Annotated in this window: 21 protein-coding genes; 1 reads left to right on the top strand and 20 read right to left on the bottom strand. The window is 62.6% G+C overall.

The features are described 5' to 3' along the window. Positions 1 to 35: 35 nt before the first annotated feature. From gutQ to yegS, 15 genes are all read right to left on the bottom strand, one after another. The gene (gene gutQ, locus D7I37_RS00800; RefSeq protein WP_095098745.1) at positions 36 to 1,007 is read right to left on the bottom strand and encodes an arabinose-5-phosphate isomerase GutQ; all 972 of its coding nucleotides are present in this window, start codon (positions 1,005 to 1,007) and stop codon (positions 36 to 38) included. After that, a complete protein-coding gene (locus D7I37_RS00795) occupies positions 1,000 to 1,773 on the bottom strand; it encodes a DNA-binding transcriptional repressor (protein WP_061796540.1) in 774 nt (257 codons plus the stop codon). Before D7I37_RS00795 ends, gutQ begins: the two co-directional genes overlap by 8 nt. Positions 1,774 to 1,856: 83 nt before the next feature. After that, positions 1,857 to 2,213 carry a transcriptional regulator GutM gene (gene gutM, locus D7I37_RS00790; protein WP_129543158.1) on the bottom strand — a complete coding sequence of 119 codons (357 nt, stop codon included), beginning with the start codon at positions 2,211 to 2,213 and terminating at the stop codon, positions 1,857 to 1,859. A 46-nt stretch (positions 2,214 to 2,259) separates the two neighbouring features. Then, a complete protein-coding gene (srlD, locus tag D7I37_RS00785) occupies positions 2,260 to 3,039 on the bottom strand; it encodes a sorbitol-6-phosphate dehydrogenase (RefSeq protein WP_095098739.1) in 780 nt (259 codons plus the stop codon). 10 nt (positions 3,040 to 3,049) lie between these two features. After that, positions 3,050 to 3,412, bottom strand: a complete 363-nt coding sequence (srlB, locus tag D7I37_RS00780) for a PTS glucitol/sorbitol transporter subunit IIA (protein ID WP_061796544.1) — start codon at positions 3,410 to 3,412, stop codon at positions 3,050 to 3,052. A gap of 22 nt (positions 3,413 to 3,434) precedes the next feature. Further along, the gene (locus D7I37_RS00775; protein WP_095098736.1) at positions 3,435 to 4,406 is read right to left on the bottom strand and encodes a PTS glucitol/sorbitol transporter subunit IIB; all 972 of its coding nucleotides are present in this window, start codon (positions 4,404 to 4,406) and stop codon (positions 3,435 to 3,437) included. A gap of 14 nt (positions 4,407 to 4,420) precedes the next feature. Continuing rightward, entirely contained in the window at positions 4,421 to 4,969 is a 549-nt protein-coding gene (locus D7I37_RS00770) for a PTS glucitol/sorbitol transporter subunit IIC (RefSeq protein ID WP_020828107.1), read from the bottom strand. Between the two features lie 234 nt (positions 4,970 to 5,203). Continuing rightward, positions 5,204 to 6,253, bottom strand: a complete 1,050-nt coding sequence (fbaB, locus tag D7I37_RS00765; RefSeq protein WP_061796546.1) for a class I fructose-bisphosphate aldolase — start codon at positions 6,251 to 6,253, stop codon at positions 5,204 to 5,206. A gap of 203 nt (positions 6,254 to 6,456) precedes the next feature. Next, complete coding sequence (locus D7I37_RS00760) at positions 6,457 to 7,143, bottom strand: GntR family transcriptional regulator (protein ID WP_061796547.1); 687 nt, start codon at positions 7,141 to 7,143, stop codon at positions 6,457 to 6,459. 98 nt (positions 7,144 to 7,241) lie between these two features. Next, positions 7,242 to 8,573 carry an MFS transporter gene (locus D7I37_RS00755; protein WP_129543157.1) on the bottom strand — a complete coding sequence of 444 codons (1,332 nt, stop codon included), beginning with the start codon at positions 8,571 to 8,573 and terminating at the stop codon, positions 7,242 to 7,244. A 14-nt stretch (positions 8,574 to 8,587) separates the two neighbouring features. Continuing rightward, positions 8,588 to 10,066 (bottom strand): mannitol dehydrogenase family protein, encoded by a 1,479-nt coding sequence (locus tag D7I37_RS00750; protein ID WP_129543156.1) that lies wholly within the window; start codon positions 10,064 to 10,066, stop codon positions 8,588 to 8,590. A gap of 54 nt (positions 10,067 to 10,120) precedes the next feature. Further along, a complete protein-coding gene (locus D7I37_RS00745) occupies positions 10,121 to 11,410 on the bottom strand; it encodes an MFS transporter (RefSeq protein WP_095098724.1) in 1,290 nt (429 codons plus the stop codon). An 89-nt stretch (positions 11,411 to 11,499) separates the two neighbouring features. Then, positions 11,500 to 12,516, bottom strand: coding sequence for a Zn-dependent oxidoreductase (locus tag D7I37_RS00740; RefSeq protein ID WP_129544731.1), 1,017 nt, complete (start codon positions 12,514 to 12,516; stop codon positions 11,500 to 11,502). Positions 12,517 to 12,530: 14 nt separating this feature from the next. Next, positions 12,531 to 13,745, bottom strand: coding sequence for a D-mannonate dehydratase ManD (gene manD / locus D7I37_RS00735; RefSeq protein ID WP_061796552.1), 1,215 nt, complete (start codon positions 13,743 to 13,745; stop codon positions 12,531 to 12,533). 173 nt (positions 13,746 to 13,918) lie between these two features. Beyond that, entirely contained in the window at positions 13,919 to 14,818 is a 900-nt protein-coding gene (yegS, locus tag D7I37_RS00730; protein WP_061796553.1) for a lipid kinase YegS, read from the bottom strand. A gap of 25 nt (positions 14,819 to 14,843) precedes the next feature. Between yegS and D7I37_RS00725 the strand changes: the two genes are divergently transcribed. Further along, on the top strand, positions 14,844 to 15,059 hold the full coding sequence (locus tag D7I37_RS00725; protein ID WP_129543155.1) for a hypothetical protein: 216 nt from the start codon (positions 14,844 to 14,846) through the stop codon (positions 15,057 to 15,059). A gap of 242 nt (positions 15,060 to 15,301) precedes the next feature. Here D7I37_RS00725 and yegQ read toward each other — a convergent pair whose 3' ends face one another. The 5 genes from yegQ to D7I37_RS00700 all read right to left on the bottom strand — a co-directional run bounded on the left by yegQ (position 15,302) and on the right by D7I37_RS00700 (position 20,929). After that, the gene (gene yegQ / locus D7I37_RS00720) at positions 15,302 to 16,654 is read right to left on the bottom strand and encodes a tRNA 5-hydroxyuridine modification protein YegQ (RefSeq protein ID WP_061796554.1); all 1,353 of its coding nucleotides are present in this window, start codon (positions 16,652 to 16,654) and stop codon (positions 15,302 to 15,304) included. Between the two features lie 178 nt (positions 16,655 to 16,832). After that, positions 16,833 to 17,171, bottom strand: coding sequence for a YegP family protein (locus D7I37_RS00715; RefSeq protein WP_061796556.1), 339 nt, complete (start codon positions 17,169 to 17,171; stop codon positions 16,833 to 16,835). 232 nt (positions 17,172 to 17,403) lie between these two features. Then, complete coding sequence (baeR, locus tag D7I37_RS00710) at positions 17,404 to 18,120, bottom strand: two-component system response regulator BaeR (protein WP_129544730.1); 717 nt, start codon at positions 18,118 to 18,120, stop codon at positions 17,404 to 17,406. After that, positions 18,120 to 19,502 carry a two-component system sensor histidine kinase BaeS gene (gene baeS / locus D7I37_RS00705; protein ID WP_061796593.1) on the bottom strand — a complete coding sequence of 461 codons (1,383 nt, stop codon included), beginning with the start codon at positions 19,500 to 19,502 and terminating at the stop codon, positions 18,120 to 18,122. Before baeS ends, baeR begins: the two co-directional genes overlap by 1 nt. Further along, positions 19,499 to 20,929 carry an MFS transporter gene (locus tag D7I37_RS00700; protein WP_095098718.1) on the bottom strand — a complete coding sequence of 477 codons (1,431 nt, stop codon included), beginning with the start codon at positions 20,927 to 20,929 and terminating at the stop codon, positions 19,499 to 19,501. Before D7I37_RS00700 ends, baeS begins: the two co-directional genes overlap by 4 nt. Between the last annotated feature and the right edge of the window lie 10 nt (positions 20,930 to 20,939).

Genomic DNA, 20,939 nt, shown 5'->3' with positions numbered 1-20,939 from the left:
CAGGGGCGCGGTTCGCCGCGCCCCATGCCCGGGAGTCAGCCGATGCCGGCCTGATGCAGATCGTGCAGGTTGATGGCGCCCACCAGCACGCCCTCCAGGTCGACCACCGGCGCGGCGCTGATATGCTGTTCGTGCAGGGCCTCCAGCGCTTCGCCGGCGCGCCACTGTTCCGGCAGCCGGTAGCCGGGGCGGGTGATCGCCGGGCTCAGCGCATCCTGCAGGCTGTTGCCCTTCACCAGCCAGCGGCGCAGGTCGCCGTCGGTAAATACCCCCACCACCTTCCGCTGCGCATCACATACCGCCACCAGCCCCAGCCCGGTGCGGCTCAGTTCCAGCATCGCCTCCATCACGTTGGCGCTTTCGCTGACCTTCGGCAGGCGATCGCCGGTGCGCATCAGGTGATGCACCCGGTTCAGCAGGCGTGCGCCCAGGCTGCCGCCCGGGTGCGAGCGGGCAAAGTCCTCGGCGTTGAAACCGCGTTGGCGCATCAACGCCATCGCCAGCGCGTCGCCCATCATCAGGGTATTCACCGCGCTGGAGGTGGGCGCCAGCCCCATCGGGCAGGCTTCGCGCTCCACGCTGATGTCCAGTACGCAGGCTGCGCCCTGCGCCAGCGGCGACTCTTTGCCGCCGGTGATGGCGATCACCGGAATGCCGTTCTCCGCCAACAGCGGCAGGATCAGATCCAGCTCTTTGGCGCGGCCGGAGTAAGAGATAAACACCACCACATCGTCGGCGCCGATCATGCCGAGATCGCCGTGCAGCGCCTCCGCCGGGTGAACGAAGAACGACGGGGTGCCGGTGCTGGCCAGCGAAGCGGCGATCTTCTTGCCGATGTGGCCGGATTTGCCGATGCCGGAAATCACCGCCTTGCCGCGGCAGTTCAGCAGCAGTTCGCAGGCGCAGACGAAGTTGTCGTCCAGCCGCGCCAGCAGGCGCTGCGCTTCGGTCAGCTCGATTTCCAGCGTTTCGCGGGCGAAGGTGATCAGGGCGTTCGCGTTACTCATCGGGGTCTCCTACCAGAATGATATTGATGCCTTTTGCCTGCAATGCGGCGAGATAGTCCGGATTGATGTCTTTATCGGTGATCAGCGTGTCGACGGCGCCCAAATCGCACACCACGTTCGGGCTTTTGCGGCCGAACTTCGACGAATCCACCAGCAAAACAATGCGCCCGGCGGCCTCGCACATCGCCTTGCTGACGTTGTGCACCTCGTTGAAGGTGGTGACGCCGGCGTTGAGGTCGACGCCGTCCGCGCCGATGAACAGCTTGTCGAAGCTGAACTGCTGGAAGGCCGACTCCGCCAGGCTGCCGTGGAACGACGCCGATTTTTTGCGGTAGGTGCCGCCGGGCATCAGGATAGTCTGATCGTTATCCAGCTCCACCAGCGCATTGACGATGGTCAGGCTGTTGGTCATCACCGTGATGTTATTGAACTGCGCCAGATGCGGCACCATCTGCAGCACCGTGCTGCCGGCGTCGAAGATCAGCGAATCGCCGTCGTCGATCAGTTTGATGGCGGCATAGGCGATCTGGCGTTTCTTTTCGGTATTGATGTGGGTTTTTCGGTCGATCGGCTGGTCGCCGTCGTCGCGGCTGAGCACCACGCCGCCGTAGGTGCGGATCACTTCACCTTCGTCTTCCAGCAGGGTGAGGTCCTTGCGAATGGTGGTGCCGGTGGTGGAGAAATGCTCGGCCAGGGCGTCCACTGCCGTTTTGCCATGCCGCTGCAGATATTCAAGGATAGCGGCCTGCCGCTGCTTTGGTTTCATCGCGATTCCCGTTCACAAGAGTTGAGCATTTCCCCTCAGCGAATAATTCAATATGAAAGGTAATGTCTTTTAATGTGAAAATATCATGATTTGGGTGCAATCGCTAACGATAGTGCAGACCGGCATGCGCGATCCTCGGGGAAGATCACATCCGGGCGCAAATCCCGCTGGTGCAGGCCGTGCAGATGCGTCAGCGGCTGCGGCCGGGCGAAGATGGTCAGGCCGCGCATCAGCATGCTGCCGCATACCCGGCGATCGGCGTCGAAGGCCAGCGCCAGCACCACCCGCGGGCGGAAACGGCCGCCGGAGCGCCCCACGCCGACGGCGCCGAGCCGGCACAGGCGATCGAAGGCGCGGTTGAAGCGCCGCAGCTGCCACCAGCCGAGGGCGATTTGCAGCAGCCAGGCCAGCACCGCGAAGAGAATCAATGCTTGAGTCATAAAGCCTCCGTAGCCCCCCGTTGAGGTGCGGGGGGCGGTGCGGGCGTCAGAACATTATCTGGCCGCCGGTGATGTTGATCGATTGACCGGTGCAATACGACGCCTTGTCGCTGGCGTAGAACAGCAGGGTATTCAGCACGTCCTGGTAGTCGCAGCCGCGCTTCAGCGGCACTTTGTCGGTGTAGTATTTCTCGACCTGGTCCGGCTCGATGCCCAGCTTTTGCGCGTACTGCGGCAGCAGCGACTGGAACATCGGCGACTTCAACAGGTTACCGAGCATCAGCGAATGCACGGTGATGCCGTAATCCGCCAGATCGAGCGCCAGCGACTGCGTCAGCCCCACGCCGCCGAACTTGGCCGCGCTGTAGCCGGCATTGTGCTTGCTGCCCACTTTGCCGGATTTGGAGTTGATTTGAATGATGCGCCCGGCGATGCCGTCGCGGATCATCAGGCGGGAAAACTCGCGGGCGCAGAGGAAATAGCCCACCAGGTTGACCTGCAGCGAGCGGTCGAAGTCGCCCAGCAAAAAGTCGGTGATCGGCGCCGCCTTGGCGATGCCGGCGCTGTACACCAGCAAATGGGTTTGGCCGAACTGCCGGTCGACCGCCGCCGCCAGCGCAATCACGCTCCGTTCATCGGTGGCGTCGGCCTGGAAGCCGCAGGCGCTGCCGGCGCCGTATTCGTCGTTAATCTGCTGCGCCACCCGGTGGGCGTTGTCGGCGTTCAAATCGGCCACCGCCACGCGGTAGCCCGCTTGCGCCAGGCCGTGAGATAAAAATGCGCCTAACGTTTGGCCGCCGCCAATCACTACAGCTACTTCAGACATGCTCTACTCCTTATGCGATAAATGACAGCGTGCTGCCGACCGGAATATCGGCCGGCGTTGGGCCGGATACGTGGATCGAACCCGGAAATTCGGCCTGGCTTTCACCGTCGAAGCGCACGGTGACGTGCCCCAGCTCACGCAGGTTCTGGGTGGCGACGCTGCCGACGGCGGTGATGGCGTAGCGCCGCTGCGCCAGCTCCATCACGCCGCCGGCCTGCAGTTCGCCGGTGGTCGCGCCGTGCCGGTGGATAAAGCAGAACGCTTCGATGTCCGCCGGCGCGCCTTCACGGAAGGTGATCAGCATGTCGTCCTGCAGCGCATCGCGGGCGCAGTCGCCGATCTGCGTGATGGTGGTGTGGAAAATGGTGTGCATGAGGTTCTCCCTGCAAGGCAACTTATTGGTAAATGAAGGCCGAAGCGGCCCAGGCCAGCAGCACCGTCGGCGCGCCGGTCAGAAAGCGCCCGACCAGCACCGAAGGCACGCCGACCCGCACGGTGTCCTGCTTGGCTTCCGCCAGCGACAGACCGACCGGAATGAAGTCGCAGGCCGCCTGCGCGTTGATGGCGAACAGCGCGGGCAGCGCCAGCTGCGGCGGGATATGGCCGAGGCCGATCTGCACCCCGACCAGCACGCCGATCACCTGGGCGATCACCGCGCCGGGGCCGAGGAACGGCGACAGCAGCGGAAATGAACAGATCAGCGCCAGCGTCACCAGCCCGATCGGGCTGTTGGCCAGCGGCGTCAGGCCGTGGGCGATAAAGTCCCCGAGGCCGGAGGCCATGATGATGCCGATCAGGGCCGAGACGAACGCCATAAACGGCAAAATGGTCTTCAGCACCGTATCTATGGTGTCGCGCCCGGCCTGGAAGAACACCGCCACCACCGAGCCCATGCCCATGCCGACCTTGGCCAGCAGGCCGTCGCTCTGTTCGGTGATCTTCTTGCCGGCGTCGTACTCGCGGGCCTTGGGCGCCGCCTGCGCGGCCGCCGCGGGGCCGCTTTCCACCCGGCTGATGTTGTGGTCGCGCACGCCGGAAACGTAAATGTCTTCGAGGATAAACTGCGCCAGCGGGCCGGACTGGCCGGTGGCGTGAATGTTGACCGTCGGAATGCGGCGCTTCGGATACAGGCCGCAGCGCAGGGTGCCGCCGCAGTCGATCACCGCCACGCCGATCTCTTCCGCCGGCGGTTCGCCTTCCTTGAAACCGTCGACGGCGGGCCAGCCGGTCAATTCGCTGAGGCGATCGACGATCGAAGGCCGGGTGCCGGCAGTGATGTACACCACTTTCTTGCCGGGCTCGATCGGCAGCTCTAACGGGCCGCCCCAGCCGCTGGCGCCTTTTTCAATACGGATATAAGCACTCATGCTGCGCTCCACGATTAAAGTTGCACCTGGCGATCCAGGCGGATGCCCATCTTGCGTTCGAACAGGCTGGTGGTGAGGTCGGTGATCCAGCCGCGGAAGAAGTTGGTGAACAGACCCACCAGGAAATAGCTCACCGCCAGCGGGCCGAGCGGCAGGCCGAGGGTGGTGAGGCCGCTGGCGATGCCGAGGTACACGAACAGCTCGCCGGGGTTGATGTGCGGAAACAGACCGTTCATCGAGTGGCAGCTGTAAGAGGCCGCGGCGTAGTAGCTGGGCTTGTATTTCTCCGGCATGAATCGCCCCAGGCTGAGGGTCATCGGGTTGCAGAAGACAAAGGTGCCGATCAGCGGCAGCAGCAGATAGCGCGAGACCGGGTTGCCCGCGCAGCGCTGCGCCAATCGTTCAATACGTTCCTGGCCGACAAATTTGATCAGCGCGTTCATGATAACCAACAGGCTGATCAACAAAGGTAAAATGCCGGTCACCATGCCGACAAACACTTCACCGCCTTTCTGAAACAGGCCGATAAACCATTCGGCGCCGTGGGTGATTAGCTCAATCATTTTTTTCTCCTGTAATGGATGGCATGGCCTGGAGCTAAACGCGGCTCTGTCGCCATGGGCCTTACAGTAGTGGCTTTATGCGGCCATTTGTTTTAAATAGATCACAGTTTGAAAGATAAATATTTTATTTTGAAAGTTTAAATCGAAAGGAAAGGAAGTTTTACCGAGGGGGAAGCGGCGAGCGGGCACAAAAAAGCCCGGCGAACCGGGCTGGGAACCCGCGCGTCGCCAGGCTCAGGCAATGGTGACCTGCTTGTCCAGATAGGCGTCCTGCACCGCATTGATCAGCGCCACGCCCTCTGTCATCGATTTCTTGAACGCTTTGCGCCCCAGGATCAGGCCCATGCCGCCGGCGCGTTTGTTGATGACCGCGGTGCGCACCGATTCCTGCAGGTCGTTTTCACCGGCGGCGCCGCCGGAGTTGATCAGCCCGGCGCGGCCCATGTAGCAGTTGGCCAACTGGTAACGCACCAGATCTATCGGATGATCGCTGGTCAGCTTGCTGTAGACGCGGTCATCGGTATAGCCGAATTTCACCGCGCGGTAGCCGCCGTTGTTTTCCGCCATTTTCTGTTTGACGATATCGGCGCCGATGGTGGCGGCGATATGGTTGGCCTGGCCGGTCAGGTCGGCGCTGGAGTGGTAGTCCACGCCGTCCTTGTTGAACGCCGGGTTGCGCAGGTAGGCCCACAGCACGGTGACCATGCCCAGCTCGTGCGCGCGCTCGAAGGCGGCAGAGATCTCTTCAATCTGGCGGCGCGACTGCTCGGAGCCGAAGTAAATGGTGGCGCCGACCGCCACCGCGCCCATGTCGAACGCCTGCTCGACGCTGGCGTACAGGGTCTGGTCGTACTGGGTCGGGTAGCTCAGGGTTTCGTTGTGGTTCAGCTTGACCAGGAACGGGATCTTGTGGGCATAGCGGCGCGAGACGGACGCCAGTACGCCGTAGGTGGAGGCCACGCAGTTGCAGCCGGCCTCGATCGCCAGCTCAACGATGTTTTTCGGATCGAAATACAGCGGGTTGGCGGCGAACGACGCGCCGGCGGAGTGCTCGATGCCCTGATCGACCGGCAGGATCGACAGGTAGCCGGTGCCGGCCAGGCGGCCGTGGTTGAGCAGGGTTTGCATCGAGCGCAGTACGGTATTGGGGCGGTTGTTATCAATCATGATCCGGTCGACGAAGTCGGCGCCCGGCAGGTACAGGTTTTCGGCGGGGATAGTGGTACAGCGGTGTTGCAACAGGTCTTCCGCTTCCTTTCCTAACAACTGTGCTATATCAGTCATGACTTACTCCTGATTGAGCTTTTCATACACCGGCAGCCCAGGGTCTCTGACCACCGGCGCAGTAAAAGCGGTGATTGAAGCCGTTAAAGCGATACTACTGAACTTGCTGTGACAAGGAGAAACAATAGATGCGATTGAGAGGAAATGCCATTTGCGCGGCCAAATACGCGGGAGCGATCGCTCCCGGCGGGATAACTGACTGATTATTCTGCCTCGAACCACTCGGTGTTCTGCAGGGCGATCGGCGTGATCGAATAGATCATCTCCTGCAGATGCTCGTGGATGGCGCGTTCGGCGGCATCCGCGTCCTGCGCCTTCAGCGCCGCGTAAATGCGGTAATGTTGCTGGATCAGGCTTTCCGGCGGCGAGACCTCGCTCAGGCTGAGGAAGCGCACCCGGTCCATGGTGGCCTTGATGGTTTCGATGGTTTCCCAGGCCAGCGGGCAGTCGGCGAACTGGGTCAGCAGCTGGTGGAACGCATCGTCCAGCGCCAGAAATTCGCGCGTTTGCCGGTTCTGCGCCGCCAGCTCCTGGCGATGCAGATTATGCTCCAGCGTCATCAGCTGTTCGGGCGTGATGCGCTGCGCCACGCGGCGCACGATGGCGCACTCCACCGCCTGGCGGATAAAACGCCCGTCGGCCACCCGCTTGGCGGAGATCTTCATCACGAAGGTGCCGCGCTGCGGCAGGATCTGCACCAGCCCGGCTTCCGCCAGCTTGATAAAGGCCTCGCGCACCGGCTGGCGCGAAACGTTGAAACGGGTGGAGATCTCTTTCTCGGACAGCAGGGTGCCGGGAGGAATGCTGCAGTCGACAATATCCTTGCGCAGGAAACGGTAGATCTGCTGGTTGACCGGGACGGTGTTGGTGAGACTGTACGTTTCAGACATGGCGTCAATCAGGCATCAGGCTGGAATTCGAATGCCACCATACTAGCAGATTATTGTCTGACGGCGGGTGGATAAATCCACCCGCCGAATAGGCCAACTTAATGATGCCAGTCCTGATATTCCTGTTTGCGCCGCTGCGGCGCGGTTTCCGGCATCAGGCTCAGGCCGATGGCCGACACCACCCCCAACACCATCATGTAGCCCGCCAGGCCGTAGTAGTGGCCGCCGGTCACCTGCAGGATTTTCACCGCCACCAGCCCGAGCACACCGCTGCCGATCAGCGATCCTGTCTGCCAGATCAGCGCGATGCCGCTGCAGCGAATGCGGGTCGGGAACAGCTCGGGGAAGTAGGACGCCTGCGGGGCGTAACACATGCTGTGGCCGAGCGTCAGCACCAGGATCATGGCGATCTGGGTCACCCAATAATTGTCGAGGTTGATGGCCATAAAGAACGGCACTATGCAGATCACCTGCAGCAGCGCGCCGGCGATGTAGACCGGTTTGCGGCCCAGCCGGTCGGAAAGGTGGCCCATCAGCGGGATGGCGAAAATTTCCAGCACCACCGCCACGATCATCGCCTCCAGCAGAATGCTTTCATCGAGGTGGTTAGCCTTGCCGTAGGCCAGCACGATCACCGTGAACATGGCGAAGGCGCAGGCTTCGATCAGCTTGGCGCACACCCCTTTGCCGATCAGGCCGGGGTAGGTGCGGGCCACCTCCACCACCGGCCGGCTTTCCACCGCCTTGGTGGCGCGGATCTGGGTGAAGACCGGCGACTCGTCGATCTTCAGGCGAATGAACAGCCCGACAATCACCAGCAGCAGGCTGAGCAGGAACGGAATGCGCCAGCCCCAGTCGAGCATCTGCGCCGGCGACAGCAGGGCGGTCAACAGGGCGAACAGCCCGGACGGCAACAGAAAGCCGGCCGGCGCGCCGATTTGCACCCAGCTGGCGTAGAAGCCGCGGCGCGCCGGCGGCGAGTATTCGGCGGTCATCAGCACCGCGCCGGCCTGCTCGCCGCCGACGCCGAAGCCCTGCAGCACGCGGATGAAAATCAGCGCGACCGGCGCCCAGATGCCTATTTTTTCATAGGTCGGCAACAGGCCGATGCAGAAGGTGCCGAGGCCGACGATCAGAATGGTGATCACCAGCGCTTTCTTGCGCCCGACCTTATCGCCGATGTGGCCGAATACGATACCCCCCAGCGGGCGGGCCAGAAAACCGACCGCATAGGTGGCGAAGGCCGCCAGCGTACTGACCAGCGGATCGGCGTTGGGGAAGAACAGCTGGCCGAAGAACAGCACCGCGGCGGTGCCGTAGGCGAAAAAGTCATAGTATTCGGCCGCCGTGCCTATCGCCGAGGCGCTGGCGACGCGCCGCAGCAGCGGTTGGTTGCCGTCGGTCACGGCGTTATGCGGAGTAGCAGTCATCAGGAATCTCCCGGTTAGCTGGCGTGGGTGGGCAGGGCGGCGACGGCGGCTTTGGCGCCCAGCGCCAGCAGCCGTTGATAGGCTTCGCACACGGCGTTGACGAAGACAGGCGTGTCAGGCAGGTCGCGGCCGAATACCGTTTCCAGCTGCAACAGCGCCAGCACCCGCGGCCGGCCTTCCTCGCTGCCGGCCACCAAATCGGCCAGACGTTCGCGCAGCGGATCGCTGATGGCGATGGCCCGGCCCTGTTCGTCCCGGCCGCTGACGTAGCGCATCCAGCCGGCTACCCCCAACGCCAGGCACGCGAAATTGCCGCCGTGCGCCAGATGCCAGCGAATGGCGTCCAGCAGCCGCTGCGGCAGTTTTTGCGTGCCGTCCATGGCGATCTGCCCGGTGCGGTGTTTCAGCGCGCGGTTGCGGTAGCGTTGCAGCAGCGAGTCGGCGTACTGCGCCAGATCGACGCCCTGCAGCCGCAGGGTCGGCGCCTGTTCCGCCAGCATCAAATGGCGCGCGGCGCGCGCGAAATCCGCATCCTGCATGCAGTCGCTGATATGCTGATAACCGGCCAGATAGCCGAGGTAGGCGAGGAACGAATGGCTGCCGTTCAGCATGCGCAGCTTCATTTCTTCGTACGGCAGCACGTCGCTCACCAGCTCGGCGCCGACCCGTTCCCACGCCGGGCGGCCCTGCGGGAAATTATCTTCGATCACCCACTGGCTGAACGGCTCGCAGGCCACCCCGATCTCGTCGTCGATGCCGCCCAGCAGGCTCTGCAGCTGGCGGCGGGTTTCCGGCGTCACCGCCGGGACGATGCGGTCCACCATGGTGGAGGGGAAGGCCGCTTCGCGCCGTACCCACTCGGCCAGCCCGGCGTCCTGCCGCTGCGCCAGCTGGGTGATCACGGTGCGCGTCACCTGGCCGTTGGCCGGCATGTTGTCGCAGGACATCACCGCGAACGCCGGCAGCCCGCGCTCGCGGCGCAGGCGCAGCGCCGCGAGGATCAACCCGGGCGCCGACCGCGGCTGCAGCGGGTGCGCGATGTCGTGCGCGATGTCCGGATGGTCCGTCATCAGGTCTCCGCCGGCGGGGTGATGGCAATAGCCTTTCTCGCTGACGGTCAGCGAGACGATGGCCACTTCGGGCCGCGTCATGGCCGCCAGCACCGCCGCCAGCCCGTCGGCCTGCAGATGCAGCGCCTGGCGCACCACGCCGATCACCCGGCCCTGCCAGCCGTCGTCGTCCATCTCCGCCACCGAGTACAGCAGCTCTTGCCGCTGCAGGTCGGCGATCTTTTGCTGGCCGTGCTGCAGGCTTATCTCGCAGTAGCCCCAATCGCTGGCGTGCTCGTTGGCCAGTTTTTCGGCATACAGCGCCTGATGGGCGCGGTGAAACGCGCCGAAGCCGAGATGCACGATGCGCGGTTGCAGTCGTTCACGCGGGTAGCCGGGGCGGGCAATGGCCGCCGGCAGCGCGCTGTCGCTGGAAAGTCTCATGCTGAATATCCCTGAAAAGAGGTCTGAAAGGGCCGCGCGCGGCCCCGTGCCGTTTTATGGTTTTAATGTGTGCGCCTGCGCCGCAGGGCGCGGCGCTTTGATCACCAGCAACACCAGCAGCGCGCCGAGCGCCGCCACGCCGCCGGCCAGCATAAAGGCGCTGTCGAACTTGCCGGTGTTTTGCACGATGTAGCCGGTGACGATCGGCCCGACGATGCCGGAAACGCTGCCGACCAGATGAATAAAGCCGCTGGCGCCGCCGACCCGGGATTTATGCACCACGTCCTGAATGATCGCCCAATAAATGGCGCCGGTGATGTAAAGGAAGAAAATGGAAACCGACATCAATATCACCGCCGGCACCACGCTGCTGACGGCGCCCGCCAGCGCCACGCACACCGCCGCCGCCAACAGGCTGGTCACCAGCACTATCTTGCGCGACAGCAGCAGCTTGCCGGTAATGTTGAAAATCTTGTCGGAGATATAGCCGCCGAGCGCCAGCCCGACGAAGCCGACGATCCAGGGGATCACCGTGGTCAGGCTCATCTCTTTGAGATTCAGGTTATGCGCCTGCACCAGGTACGACGGGAACCAACTGAGGAAGAAAAACAGAATATAGTTGTAGCAGAAGAAGGCGAAGGCGGTGACCAGGATGATCGGCTGCTTCAGATAATAGCCCAGCCCGTGGGCGGCGTTGCTCAGCTCTTCTTCCTCGCCGTGGCTTTCCAGCTTTTGCCGGTCGATCAGCGCCAATTCACCGGCGCTGACGCGTTTGCTCTTCGCCGGGTTATCCGCCACCACGAAGAACCACACCAGCATCCAGACGATGCCGATGGAACAGATGATCATGAACGCCGGCCGCCAGCCGAACGCCAGCGCCAGATAGCCGACGATCGGCCCGGCCACCGCGCCGCCCAGCGGCGAGCCGGCGCTGAGCAGGCCCATGGCGGTCGCCGCCTGCTTCTTCGGGAACCAGCCGTTGATCATTTTGTTGGCGGAGGCGCAGATCGGCCCTTCGGCCATGCCGAACAGGATGCGCAGGATCAGCATCGAGTAGAAGCCGGTGGCGACCGCGGTCATGCCGCAGAAAATTGACCACAGGCCGACCGCCACCCCCAGCACCAGGGTGGGGCCGAACTTGTCCACCGCCAGCCCGCCGATAAAGTTGAAAATGGCGTAGCCGAAGAAGAAGCTGCCGAAGATGAAGCCGAACTGCTCGGCGTTCAGCATCAGATCTTTTTCGATCATCGGCACGGTAATCGACAGCGCGACGCGGTCGAGATAGTTGATCATGTAAACCATGAACAGCAGGAATACGATGGTCCAACGCAGGTTTTTAAACATAAAAGCACTCCACTTGGTGTCGTTTTAATCGTGATGCTTTGTAGTCTGCATGGGCGGCCACAGGCCGCCCGTTGCCCCGGTGATGACAATTAATCGAACTGCAATAACACCTTGCAGCAGGTGCGCTGATCCCGTTCGAACATCAGCATCGCCTGCTCAACCCGATCGGCCGGCAGGCAGTGGGTGATCAGCCGCTGCGGATCGATTTTTCCCGCCGCCATCCAGTCGATCACCTGCGGAAAGCGCGCGCTGTTGAGGCGCGAGGAGAAGATCGACAGCTCCTTGCTGGTGATGCTCTGTTGGGTGAGGGTGCAGGCCTCGCCGGAGAAGCCCATGATGCCGATGCGCGCCGCCGGCGAGGCCAGGGCGATCGCCTCCTGCAAAATGGCCGGGTGGCAGGCCGCATCGACGATCAGCGTCGGGCGGATGCCGCGTTCCAGCAGCGCCTGCGGCAGCGAAGCCTCGGCGTTGTTGAATGCCCAGTCGGCGCCGTTCTGCCGCGCCATTTCCAGCCGCTCGACGATGCGATCGGTGACGATCACCTGTTTGACGCCATAGACGCCCTTCAGCGTCTGGATCACCGTCAGCCCCATCGGCCCGGCGCCGTAGACCAGCGCGATATCGTCGGCCCTGGGCTGCAGATGAGCGGTGATGTTGGCGGCGATGGTGAAGGGCTCGACCATCGCGGCGTGGCGATCGCTGATGGCGGCCGGGATCGGGTAGGCGTTGCGCGCCGGGGCGCAGGCGTAGTCGCTGAAGCCGCCGTCGCGGTGCACGCCGATCACCTGCAGTTCGGTGCAGACGTTGGGGCGGCCGACCGAGCAGGGGTAACAATGGCCGCAGCTCACCACCGGATCGACCGAGACGCGTTCGCCGATGCGCTGGGGATCGACGCCGGCGCCCACCGCATCGATCAGGCCGAAGAATTCGTGGCCGATCACCCGCGGGTAGTTGGCGAATGGGTTGTGGCCATGATAGATGTGCACGTCGGAGCCGCAGATGCCGGCAAATTTCACCCTCACCCGCACTTCTCCGGCCGCCGGCTGCGGCAGCGCGCGTTGCTGGATGGCCAACCGGCCGGGCTGTTCAATCACTACGCTGCGCATGCCGCGGCGTTCGCTTACCAGTTCCATAAGGTGCCGTCCTCCAGGCGCGCCACCGGCAGGTAGGCCGGCTCATAGGGGTAGCGGGCCGCCCGCTTTTCATCGAACTCGATGCCCAGCCCCGGCTTGTCGCCCGGGTGCATATAGCCGTCGTTGAAGCTCCAGTTGTGCGGGAACACCTCCAGCATCTGCTCGGAATAGCCCATGTATTCCTGCACGCCGAAGTTCGGCACCCACAGGTCGAAGTGCAGCGCCGCCGCCATGCAGATAGGCGACAGGTCGGACGGGCCGTGCGAGCCGGTGCGCACCTGATACAGCGAAGCGAAGTCGGCGATGCGCCGCATGCCGGTAATGCCGCCCGCGTGGGTCAGGGTGGTGCGGATATAGTCGATCAGCTGTTCTTCGATCAGCTGTTTGCAGTCCCAGATGCTGTTGAACACTTCGCCGACGGCGATCGGCGTGACGGTGTGCTGGCGGATCAGGCGGAAACATTCCTGGTTTTCCGCCGGGGTCGGATCTTCCATCCAGAACAGCCGGTACTGCTCGATGCTTTTGCCGAAGCGCGCCGCTTCGATCGGCGTCAGGCGGTGATGCATGTCGTGCAGCAGGTGCTGGTCGAAGCCGAATTTGTTGCGCACCGCCTCGAACAGCTTAGGGGTGAAGTCGAGGTACTTTTCCGTCGACCACAGCTGCTCTTCCGGCCAGTCGCCCTTGGTGGCCGGTTCGTAGGCCAGGCCTTTGCCCTTGGCCATGCCGTAGGTGGTTTTCATGCCCGGCACGCCGCACTGGGCGCGGATCGCCTTGAACCCCAGCTCTTTATGCCTGGCGTAGTCGTCGAGCACTTCGTCGATAGAGTGGCCGGTGGTGTGGCAATAGACCATCACGCCGGTGCGCGACGCGCCGCCCAACAGCTGATACAGCGGCATATTGGCGGCTTTGCCCTTGATGTCCCACAGCGCCATGTCGACGGCGGAGATGGCCGACATGGTTACCGGGCCGCGCCGCCAGTAGGCGCCCTTGTAGAAGAATTGCCAGATGTCTTCTATCTGATGCGCATCGCGGCCGATCAGCTGCGGGCAGACGTGATCTTTCAGATAGGACGCCACCGGCAGCTCGCGGCCGTTCAGCGTGGCGTCGCCGATGCCGGTGATGCCGTCGTCGGTGGTGATCTTGAGCGTGACAAAATTTCGGCCCGGACAGGTGACGAACACCTCGGCGTTAACAATTTTCATAACCTTCACATCCTGTAGCTGCGGGTAGAGATAATGGCGAAAAATACGCCATGAACTAACTACCATACAAGTATGAAATGACGAATTTGCCGGGAGGGATCACATTTAATCGCTGCGGGGGAAACGGCGGATCGGGAAAGGCAAGGGGCGCAGAGCAGGCTGCGCCCGGTCAGTCAGCCCAGCAGGGCGCAGTTGGGCGGCAGGCGGCACTCGATGGCCTGCGGCAGCACCTCGATGCGAAAGTGCCGGCCCTTCAGCGGCTCGCCGTCGAGGTTAAAGGTCATTTCATGCGGCGCGTCGATCTCCAGCCACGGCAGCGCGGCGCTGATGATGTTCTTGTTCTCTTCGTCGCTGAACAGGGCGGCCACCAGCGCCGGCAGCAGTTCGTCGGCCATCAGCAGCCGCAGCTGCAGCAGGCCGTCGTTGATCAGCGCGTCCGGGCACAGCTGCTGGCCGCCGCCGGCCTGTTTGCCGTTGCCGATGCCGATCACCAGCGCATTGCCCGACCAGTGGAAGTCCGGCCCGCGGATTTCGCAGCGGTCGGCCTGCAGCTGGTCCATGCGCAGCAGCCCATGGACGAAGTAGGAAACGCCGCCCAGCGCCGCCTTGAGCTTTTCCGGCGTTTCGGTGGTGATGCGGGTGCCGAAGCCGCCGGTGGCCATGTTGATGAAATAGCGCCGATCGTTGACCTTCGCCAGGTCGATCGGCACCGCGCGGCCCTTAATCGCCAGCTGCAGCGCCTGTTCCGGCGCCAGCGGAATATTGCAGGCCACGGCGAAATCATTGGCGGTGCCGAGCGGCAGAATGCCCAGCGCGGGCCGGTGCGGGGCCGGCAACTGAACCAGCGCGGCGGCCACTTCATTGATGGTGCCGTCGCCGCCGCCGGCCACGACCGTGCCGGCGCCCAGCCGGACGGCTTCTTCGACGTAGCGCGCGGCGTCGCCGTGTTCCCAGGTGACGCGCACGTGCAGGGTCAGCTGTTCTTCACGCAGCCGTTGCACGGCGAGGCGCAGCTCTTCGTTGCCGGCGCCTTTTCCATTGATGATAAGCAGCGCTGGTGCTGGTTGATGCATTCCCGATATCCCCGGCTGAAAACAGATGATGACCAACGATAAACTACCCGTCGGCGGCAAACCATCGGAATATTCAGTTAATTCTGATGTTGGTTCGTCCGGCAGTGATTATTTCTGTCGGATTGGCTTAATAGGATATTTGCAGTGGCAACGCAGTCGCATTTTATCCGGGCAGGTTATTCATCGTTATAGCGCTGTTTATATATCGATGTTTACCTGTTTGCGTTATTCAAACGAATAAGCTGGATTAAATGAAAATAATACACAGGCCGATTCGCAGGGGGCGGAATGGCCGCCGTGGCAAAGAAAAAGCCAGCCCAAGGGAGATTGGGCTGGCTAAGGAGGTGGTTCCTAGTATTGCTATGCAGATATTTTCGTTATTCGTTTTAAGCAGGCAGATGGTAACCAAGCTGCGCGCACATTGATGTGATCCAATTCTAATATTTGCTAAAAATCGCCACCTCATGATGGCGATTAGAATTTTTACGCCTCGGGGCTATTTCCGTCCGCCAAATTGCGGATCAGCAGCGCGTAATTGAGATCGATATCCTGCGGGATCGGCAAATAAACGATGTGGCCGTTGCCCGGCGCCACCTCAATCGGCTCGTCCTTCTTGTTGCGCATGCTCTCCAGCCTGAACGACACGTTGCCGCCGGGGGTCATCATCTCTACGCTGTCGCCGAGCATGAATTTGTTTTTCACGTCCACCTCGGCCCAGCCGTCGCGCCGCACGCCGGTGAATTCGCCGACGAACTGCTGGCGCTCGGACAGCGACGAACCGTAATCGTAGTTCTGCTGCGCTTCATGCACGTGGCGGCGCAGAAAGCCTTCGGTATAGCCGCGGTGCGCCAGGCCTTCCAGCGTGGTGAGCAGGCTGGGGTCGAAAGGCTTGCCGGCGACGGCGTCGTCGATCGCCCGGCGATAGACCTGCGCGGTGCGTGCGCAGTAGTAGAAGGATTTGGTGCGCCCTTCGATCTTCAGCGAATGCACGCCAAGCTGCGTCAGGCGCTCCACGTGCTGGATGGCGCGCAGATCCTTGGAGTTCATGATGTAGGTGCCGTGCTCATCCTCGAAGGCGCTCATGTACTCGCCCGGTTTTTGCGCTTCGGACAGCATAAACACCTGGTCGGTCGGCGCGCCGATGCCCAGCGTCGGTTCCACGTTCTGCACCGGGATCGGCTCGTGCATGTGCACGATATTGCCGGTGTCGTCTTCCTTGCCTTCCTCGGCCTTGTACTGCCAGCGGCAGGCGTTGGTGCAGGTGCCCTGATTGGGATCGCGCTTGTTGATATAGCCCGACAACAGGCAGCGGCCGGAATAGGCCATGCACAGCGCGCCGTGCACGAAGATCTCCAGCTCCATCTCCGGCACCTGGGCGCGGATTTCGGCGATCTCTTCCAGCGACAGCTCGCGCGACAGGATCACCCGGGTCAGCCCCATCTGCTGCCAGAACTTCACCGTCGCCCAGTTGACCGCATTGGCCTGCACCGACAGGTGGATATCCATCTGCGGGAAGGCTTCGCGCACCATCATGATCAGGCCGGGATCGGACATGATCAGCGCATCCGGGCCCATGTCGATCACCGGCTTCAGATCGCGCAGAAAGGTTTTCAGCTTGGCGTTGTGCGGGGCGATGTTCACCACCACGTAAAACTTCTTGCCGAGCGCATGGGCTTCGTTGATGCCCAGCGCCAGGTTTTCGTGGTTGAACTCGTTGTTGCGTACCCGCAGGCTGTAGCGCGGTTGGCCGGCGTAAACCGCATCGGCGCCATAGGCGAAGGCGTAACGCATGTTTTTCAGCGTTCCGGCCGGAGAGAGAAGTTCCGGTGTAAACATAGTCTGTCTCGGTCTGATTTCAGGTCAGTACTACACCACCCAATGGTGCAGTAAAAGCGGGGAATTGTAGCGGCAGCGCGGCAATAAATCAGCAGTTAACCGGATTTATTCAGGGGAGATTGATCCTGGTCATGAGAAAAACGCGCGATGGGGCCACCGCGCGCGAGGAAAGGCGAAATCAGGCGCTTAAATCACGCACGTCGGTGGCCGGGCCGTTTTTAATGACCGACTGAATGCCGTTTTTGGCCGCGCTTTCGGAGCTGTACATTTCGCTGACGCCGATCACCTGATGGTTCTTGGCTTTCAGCACAAAGTACGGCTGGTTGCTGTTGCTGTGCTTCAATTCATATTGCGCCTCGTGCGGCGAGTTGGTTTGCACCGAGGCGATGCCGTTTTCCGCCGACGCTTTGCTGGCGTACATCTCGCTGGCCAGAATGATCTCGCCGTTACTGGCTTTCAGGTTGAAGTGATACTGTCCGTTCTTTGCTTTTTTCAGCTCATAATGACCGATTGCCATGGTTCTTCTCCTGTTGGTTCCGATAGGTGATGTAAGTGTAGCCAATAGCTTGAAAATCGGCGGCTAATAAACTTCACCAGCGCAAGCATAGACTAAAAAACGCGCGGTTTTTTGCGCCGGCCTTGAGTTTCGCGCAGCGGATGCCGCTGCAGCACGGGAAGCTAACGGAGGAGGGGGGAATAGCGCAAAGTTGCGTGGGGCGCCGAGCGAAGGCTGGGCTCAGCAACCGGGCTTACAGCCCGTTCACCAGCCGGCAGGGCTCGGCCTCCCAGCGGTAACCCACGCCGTATACCGAACGGATAAAGGATTTTTCGCCGTCGATCAGCTCCAGCTTGCGCCGCAGGTTTTTGATGTGGCTGTCGATGGTGCGGTCGGTGACCACCCGGTAATCGTCATAGAGATTGTTCAGCAGCTGCTCGCGTGAAAATACGTTGCCCGGCTGGCTGGCCAGGGTTTTCAACAGGCGGAACTCCGCCGGCGTCAAATCCAGCATCTGCCCCTGATAGCTGGCCTGAAAGCGGGGCTCGTCGATGTGCAGCAGAGAGTCTTCCCGCGCCATCTCCTGCGGCCGGTAGCTGCGGCGCAGAATGGTTTTCACCCGCGCCACCACTTCGCGCGGGCTGTAAGGCTTGCAGATGTAATCGTCGGCGCCGATCTCCAGGCCCAGCAGGCGGTCGATCTCTTCGATCTTCGCCGTCACCATCACGACCGGCACGTCGGTAAAGCGGCGCAGGTCGCGGCATACCGTCAGGCCGTCGCTGCCCGGCAGCATCAGATCCAGCAGGATCAGCGCCGGCGGTTGCTGCTGCACCGCCGGCACCACCTCGCTGCCGTTGGTCAGCCAGTGGGTGGCGTAGCCCGCCGTCTGCAGGTAATCCACCAGCAGTTGGCCCAGCTTGGGCTCGTCTTCGACAATCATGATTTGCAGCGGTTGATTCAGAGATTCCATCATGGCGCCTTATTTTTATTCGGGGTGGCAAATTCTACTGTAATCCGCACGCCGCCCAAAGGCGAGTGCTGCGCGGCGATCTTCCCGTCGTGCGCTTCGACGATATTATGACAGATCGCCAGCCCCAGGCCGGAACCGCCGCTGGCGCGGTTGCGTGAACCTTCGGCGCGGTAGAAGCGTTCGAAAATGCGCACCAGCTGCTGATCGTTGATGCCGGGCGCGCTGTCCTGCCAGTAAATCAGCAGCCGGCCCGGCTGCAGCTCTGCGCCGATCTCCAGCTTGCCGCCGGCGTCGGTGTAACGCAGGCTGTTTTCCAACAGGTTGTTGAACAGCTGATTGAGCCGATCCGGGTCGCCGAACAGCGGCGCCTGAGCCGGCAAACGGGTGACGATCTCCAGCCCTTTGGCGCGGAAGCGTTCGCGGAAGGCGGCGACGGCGATCAGCAGCAGGTGCACGCAGTCGACCGTCGATTTGCGGTAGGCCAGCGCGCCGAGGTCGGAGAGCGAGAGCTGGTGCAGGTCATCCACCAGTTTGGTCAGGGTCGACACCTCGGCCTGCAGCGAGCTGAGCGAGGCGGCGGTCGGCTGGCGCACGCCGTCCTGCAGCGCCTCCAGCTCGCCGCGCAGCACCGCCAGCGGGGTGCGCAGCTCGTGCGACACGTCGGCCATAAAGGCGCGGCGCATCTGTTCGTTTTTTTCCAGCGAGGTGGCCAACTGGTTGAAGTCCTGCGCCAGCCGGCCCAGCTCGTCCTGGCTGCTGACCGCCACGCGGGCGGTAAAATCCCCCGCCGCCAGCCGGTGGGTGCCGGCCACCAGGCGTTTGACCGGCGCCAGCATGCCGCGCGACAGCAGCCAGGTCACCGCCGCCGCCAGCAGGGTGGACAGCGCGACGATAATCCAGCTGGTGCGCCGCTGCTGGCGATCGAAGTTGATGTCGGTATTGCGCGTCAGGCGCTCTACCGGGGTGGTGATCACCCAGCCGACGATCTCGTTGTTGTAGCGGATCGGCAGGCGCGGCCCTTCCTTCGGCACCGGGCCGGAATGGCCCACCAGCCGGTTGAACTGGCTGTCCACCACCCAAAACTGGGTGCGCCAGCCCTTGGGCGGCAGGTTGTGGCTGCTGTCGCTGTTCTGTTCGAACGAGCGCATGATCTGATAAACCACCTGATCGTTGTTGCGCAGGAACACCCAGTTGCCGTGGCGGCCGTATTGCTCTTCCAGCGCTTCGCCCAGCATGCTGATGCGCTGTTCGTTGCTGTGTTTGATGTAATCGATAAAGCCGCGTTCAAAGCTGACGCGCACCCCCCAGTGCATGGTGATCAACACCAGCAGGCAGGTGGCCAAAATGGCCAGGAACAGCTTCCCGGTAATGCCTATCTTCATTGAAGCCTCGTTGAGCCGGTGCCCGGCTCTTTGGTCAGGGTGCGGTTTGGCGCGGTATCGGCCGGCACCCGGGCGAAAGCCAGCGCGGGCAGGGCGATGATGAGCGCCATGCAACAGTAGCTATAAATGAATGCGCTGTGAATGGCCGGGCTGTCGGCCACCACCTGATGATGGGCGAAACTGCCGATCAGAATGCCGGCCACGCTGACGCCCAGGCTCATCGACAGCTGCATCACCATCGACAGCAGGCTGTTGCCGCTGCTGGCCAGCCGGTCCGGCAGATCCTTCAGCGTCAGGGTGTTCATCGCCGAGAAGCGCAGCGAATTGACCATGCCCTGCAAGAACAGCACCAGCGGCAGCAGCCAGACCCCGCCCAGCATCGCCACCAGCGGGAAGCTCAGGCTGAGCAGCGCCAGCATCAGCGTGGCGGCCACCAGTACCTTGCGGTAGCCAAAGCGGTTGACCACCTGCACCACGATGCGTTTCATGCCCATGCTGCCGATGATCATCGGGATCATCATCAGCCCGGCGTGGAACGGGGAGAAGCCCATGCCTACCTGCAGGAACAGCGGCGTCATAAACGGCAGCATGCCGCTGCCGATGCGGCCGAGCAGGCTGGCGATCAGGCCTATTTTATAGGTTGGGGTGCGGAATAAACGCAGCGAGAACAGCGCCCGGCCGTTGCCCTGCGCGTGCCACCAGTAGCCCGCCAGCGCCGCCGCGCCCAGCGCCACCAGCCCGGCGACGGTCAGGCCGGAAAGCCCCATGCCCTTGTGGCCGTCCAGCGCCAGCGTCAGCGTCGCCATGCCGATCGCCAGCATGATGAAGCCGCTGATGTCGAAGCGCCGCGTCTGCATCTGGTAGTTGGGCATCAGCAGCAGGGTGGCGATGGCGCCGGCGATGCCGACCGGGATGTTGATCAGGAAAATCCAGTGCCAGCTGGCGTACTGCACCAAAAAACCGCCCAGCGCCGGCCCCATCAGCGGGCCGATTTGCCCCGGCAGGGTGACGAAGGTCATCGCCGCCATATACTGCTCGCGCGGCACGATTTTCATTACCGTCAGCCGGCCGACCGGCACCATCATCGCGCCGCCGACGCCCTGGATGACCCGCGAGGCGATCAGCTCGTTGAGGGTTTCCGCGCGGGCGCACAGGATAGAGCCGAGGGTGAACAGCACGATGGCGCTGAAAAACACCCGCTGCACGCCGACCCGGTCCGCCAGCCAGCCGCTGGCGGGCAGCATCACAGCCACCGTCAGCACGTAAGAGACGATCACCGACTGCATGCGCAGCGGGTTTTCCCCCAGGCTGACGGCCATCGAGGGCAGGGCGGTGTTGACGATGGTGGTGTCCAGCGTCTGCATAAAGAAGCCGAACGCCACTATCCAGAGTTGCCACTGCACCGTGGCAGTGTGTTTCATCAGCATCGTTCGGCCA

Source organism: Serratia sp. 1D1416 (assembly GCF_003641105.1).
GTDB classification, from domain to species: Bacteria; Pseudomonadota; Gammaproteobacteria; order Enterobacterales; family Enterobacteriaceae; genus Serratia; species Serratia ficaria.
The sequence above is the reverse complement of the archived record's forward strand: the minus strand, read 5'-3'. Positions and strand labels throughout refer to the sequence as shown.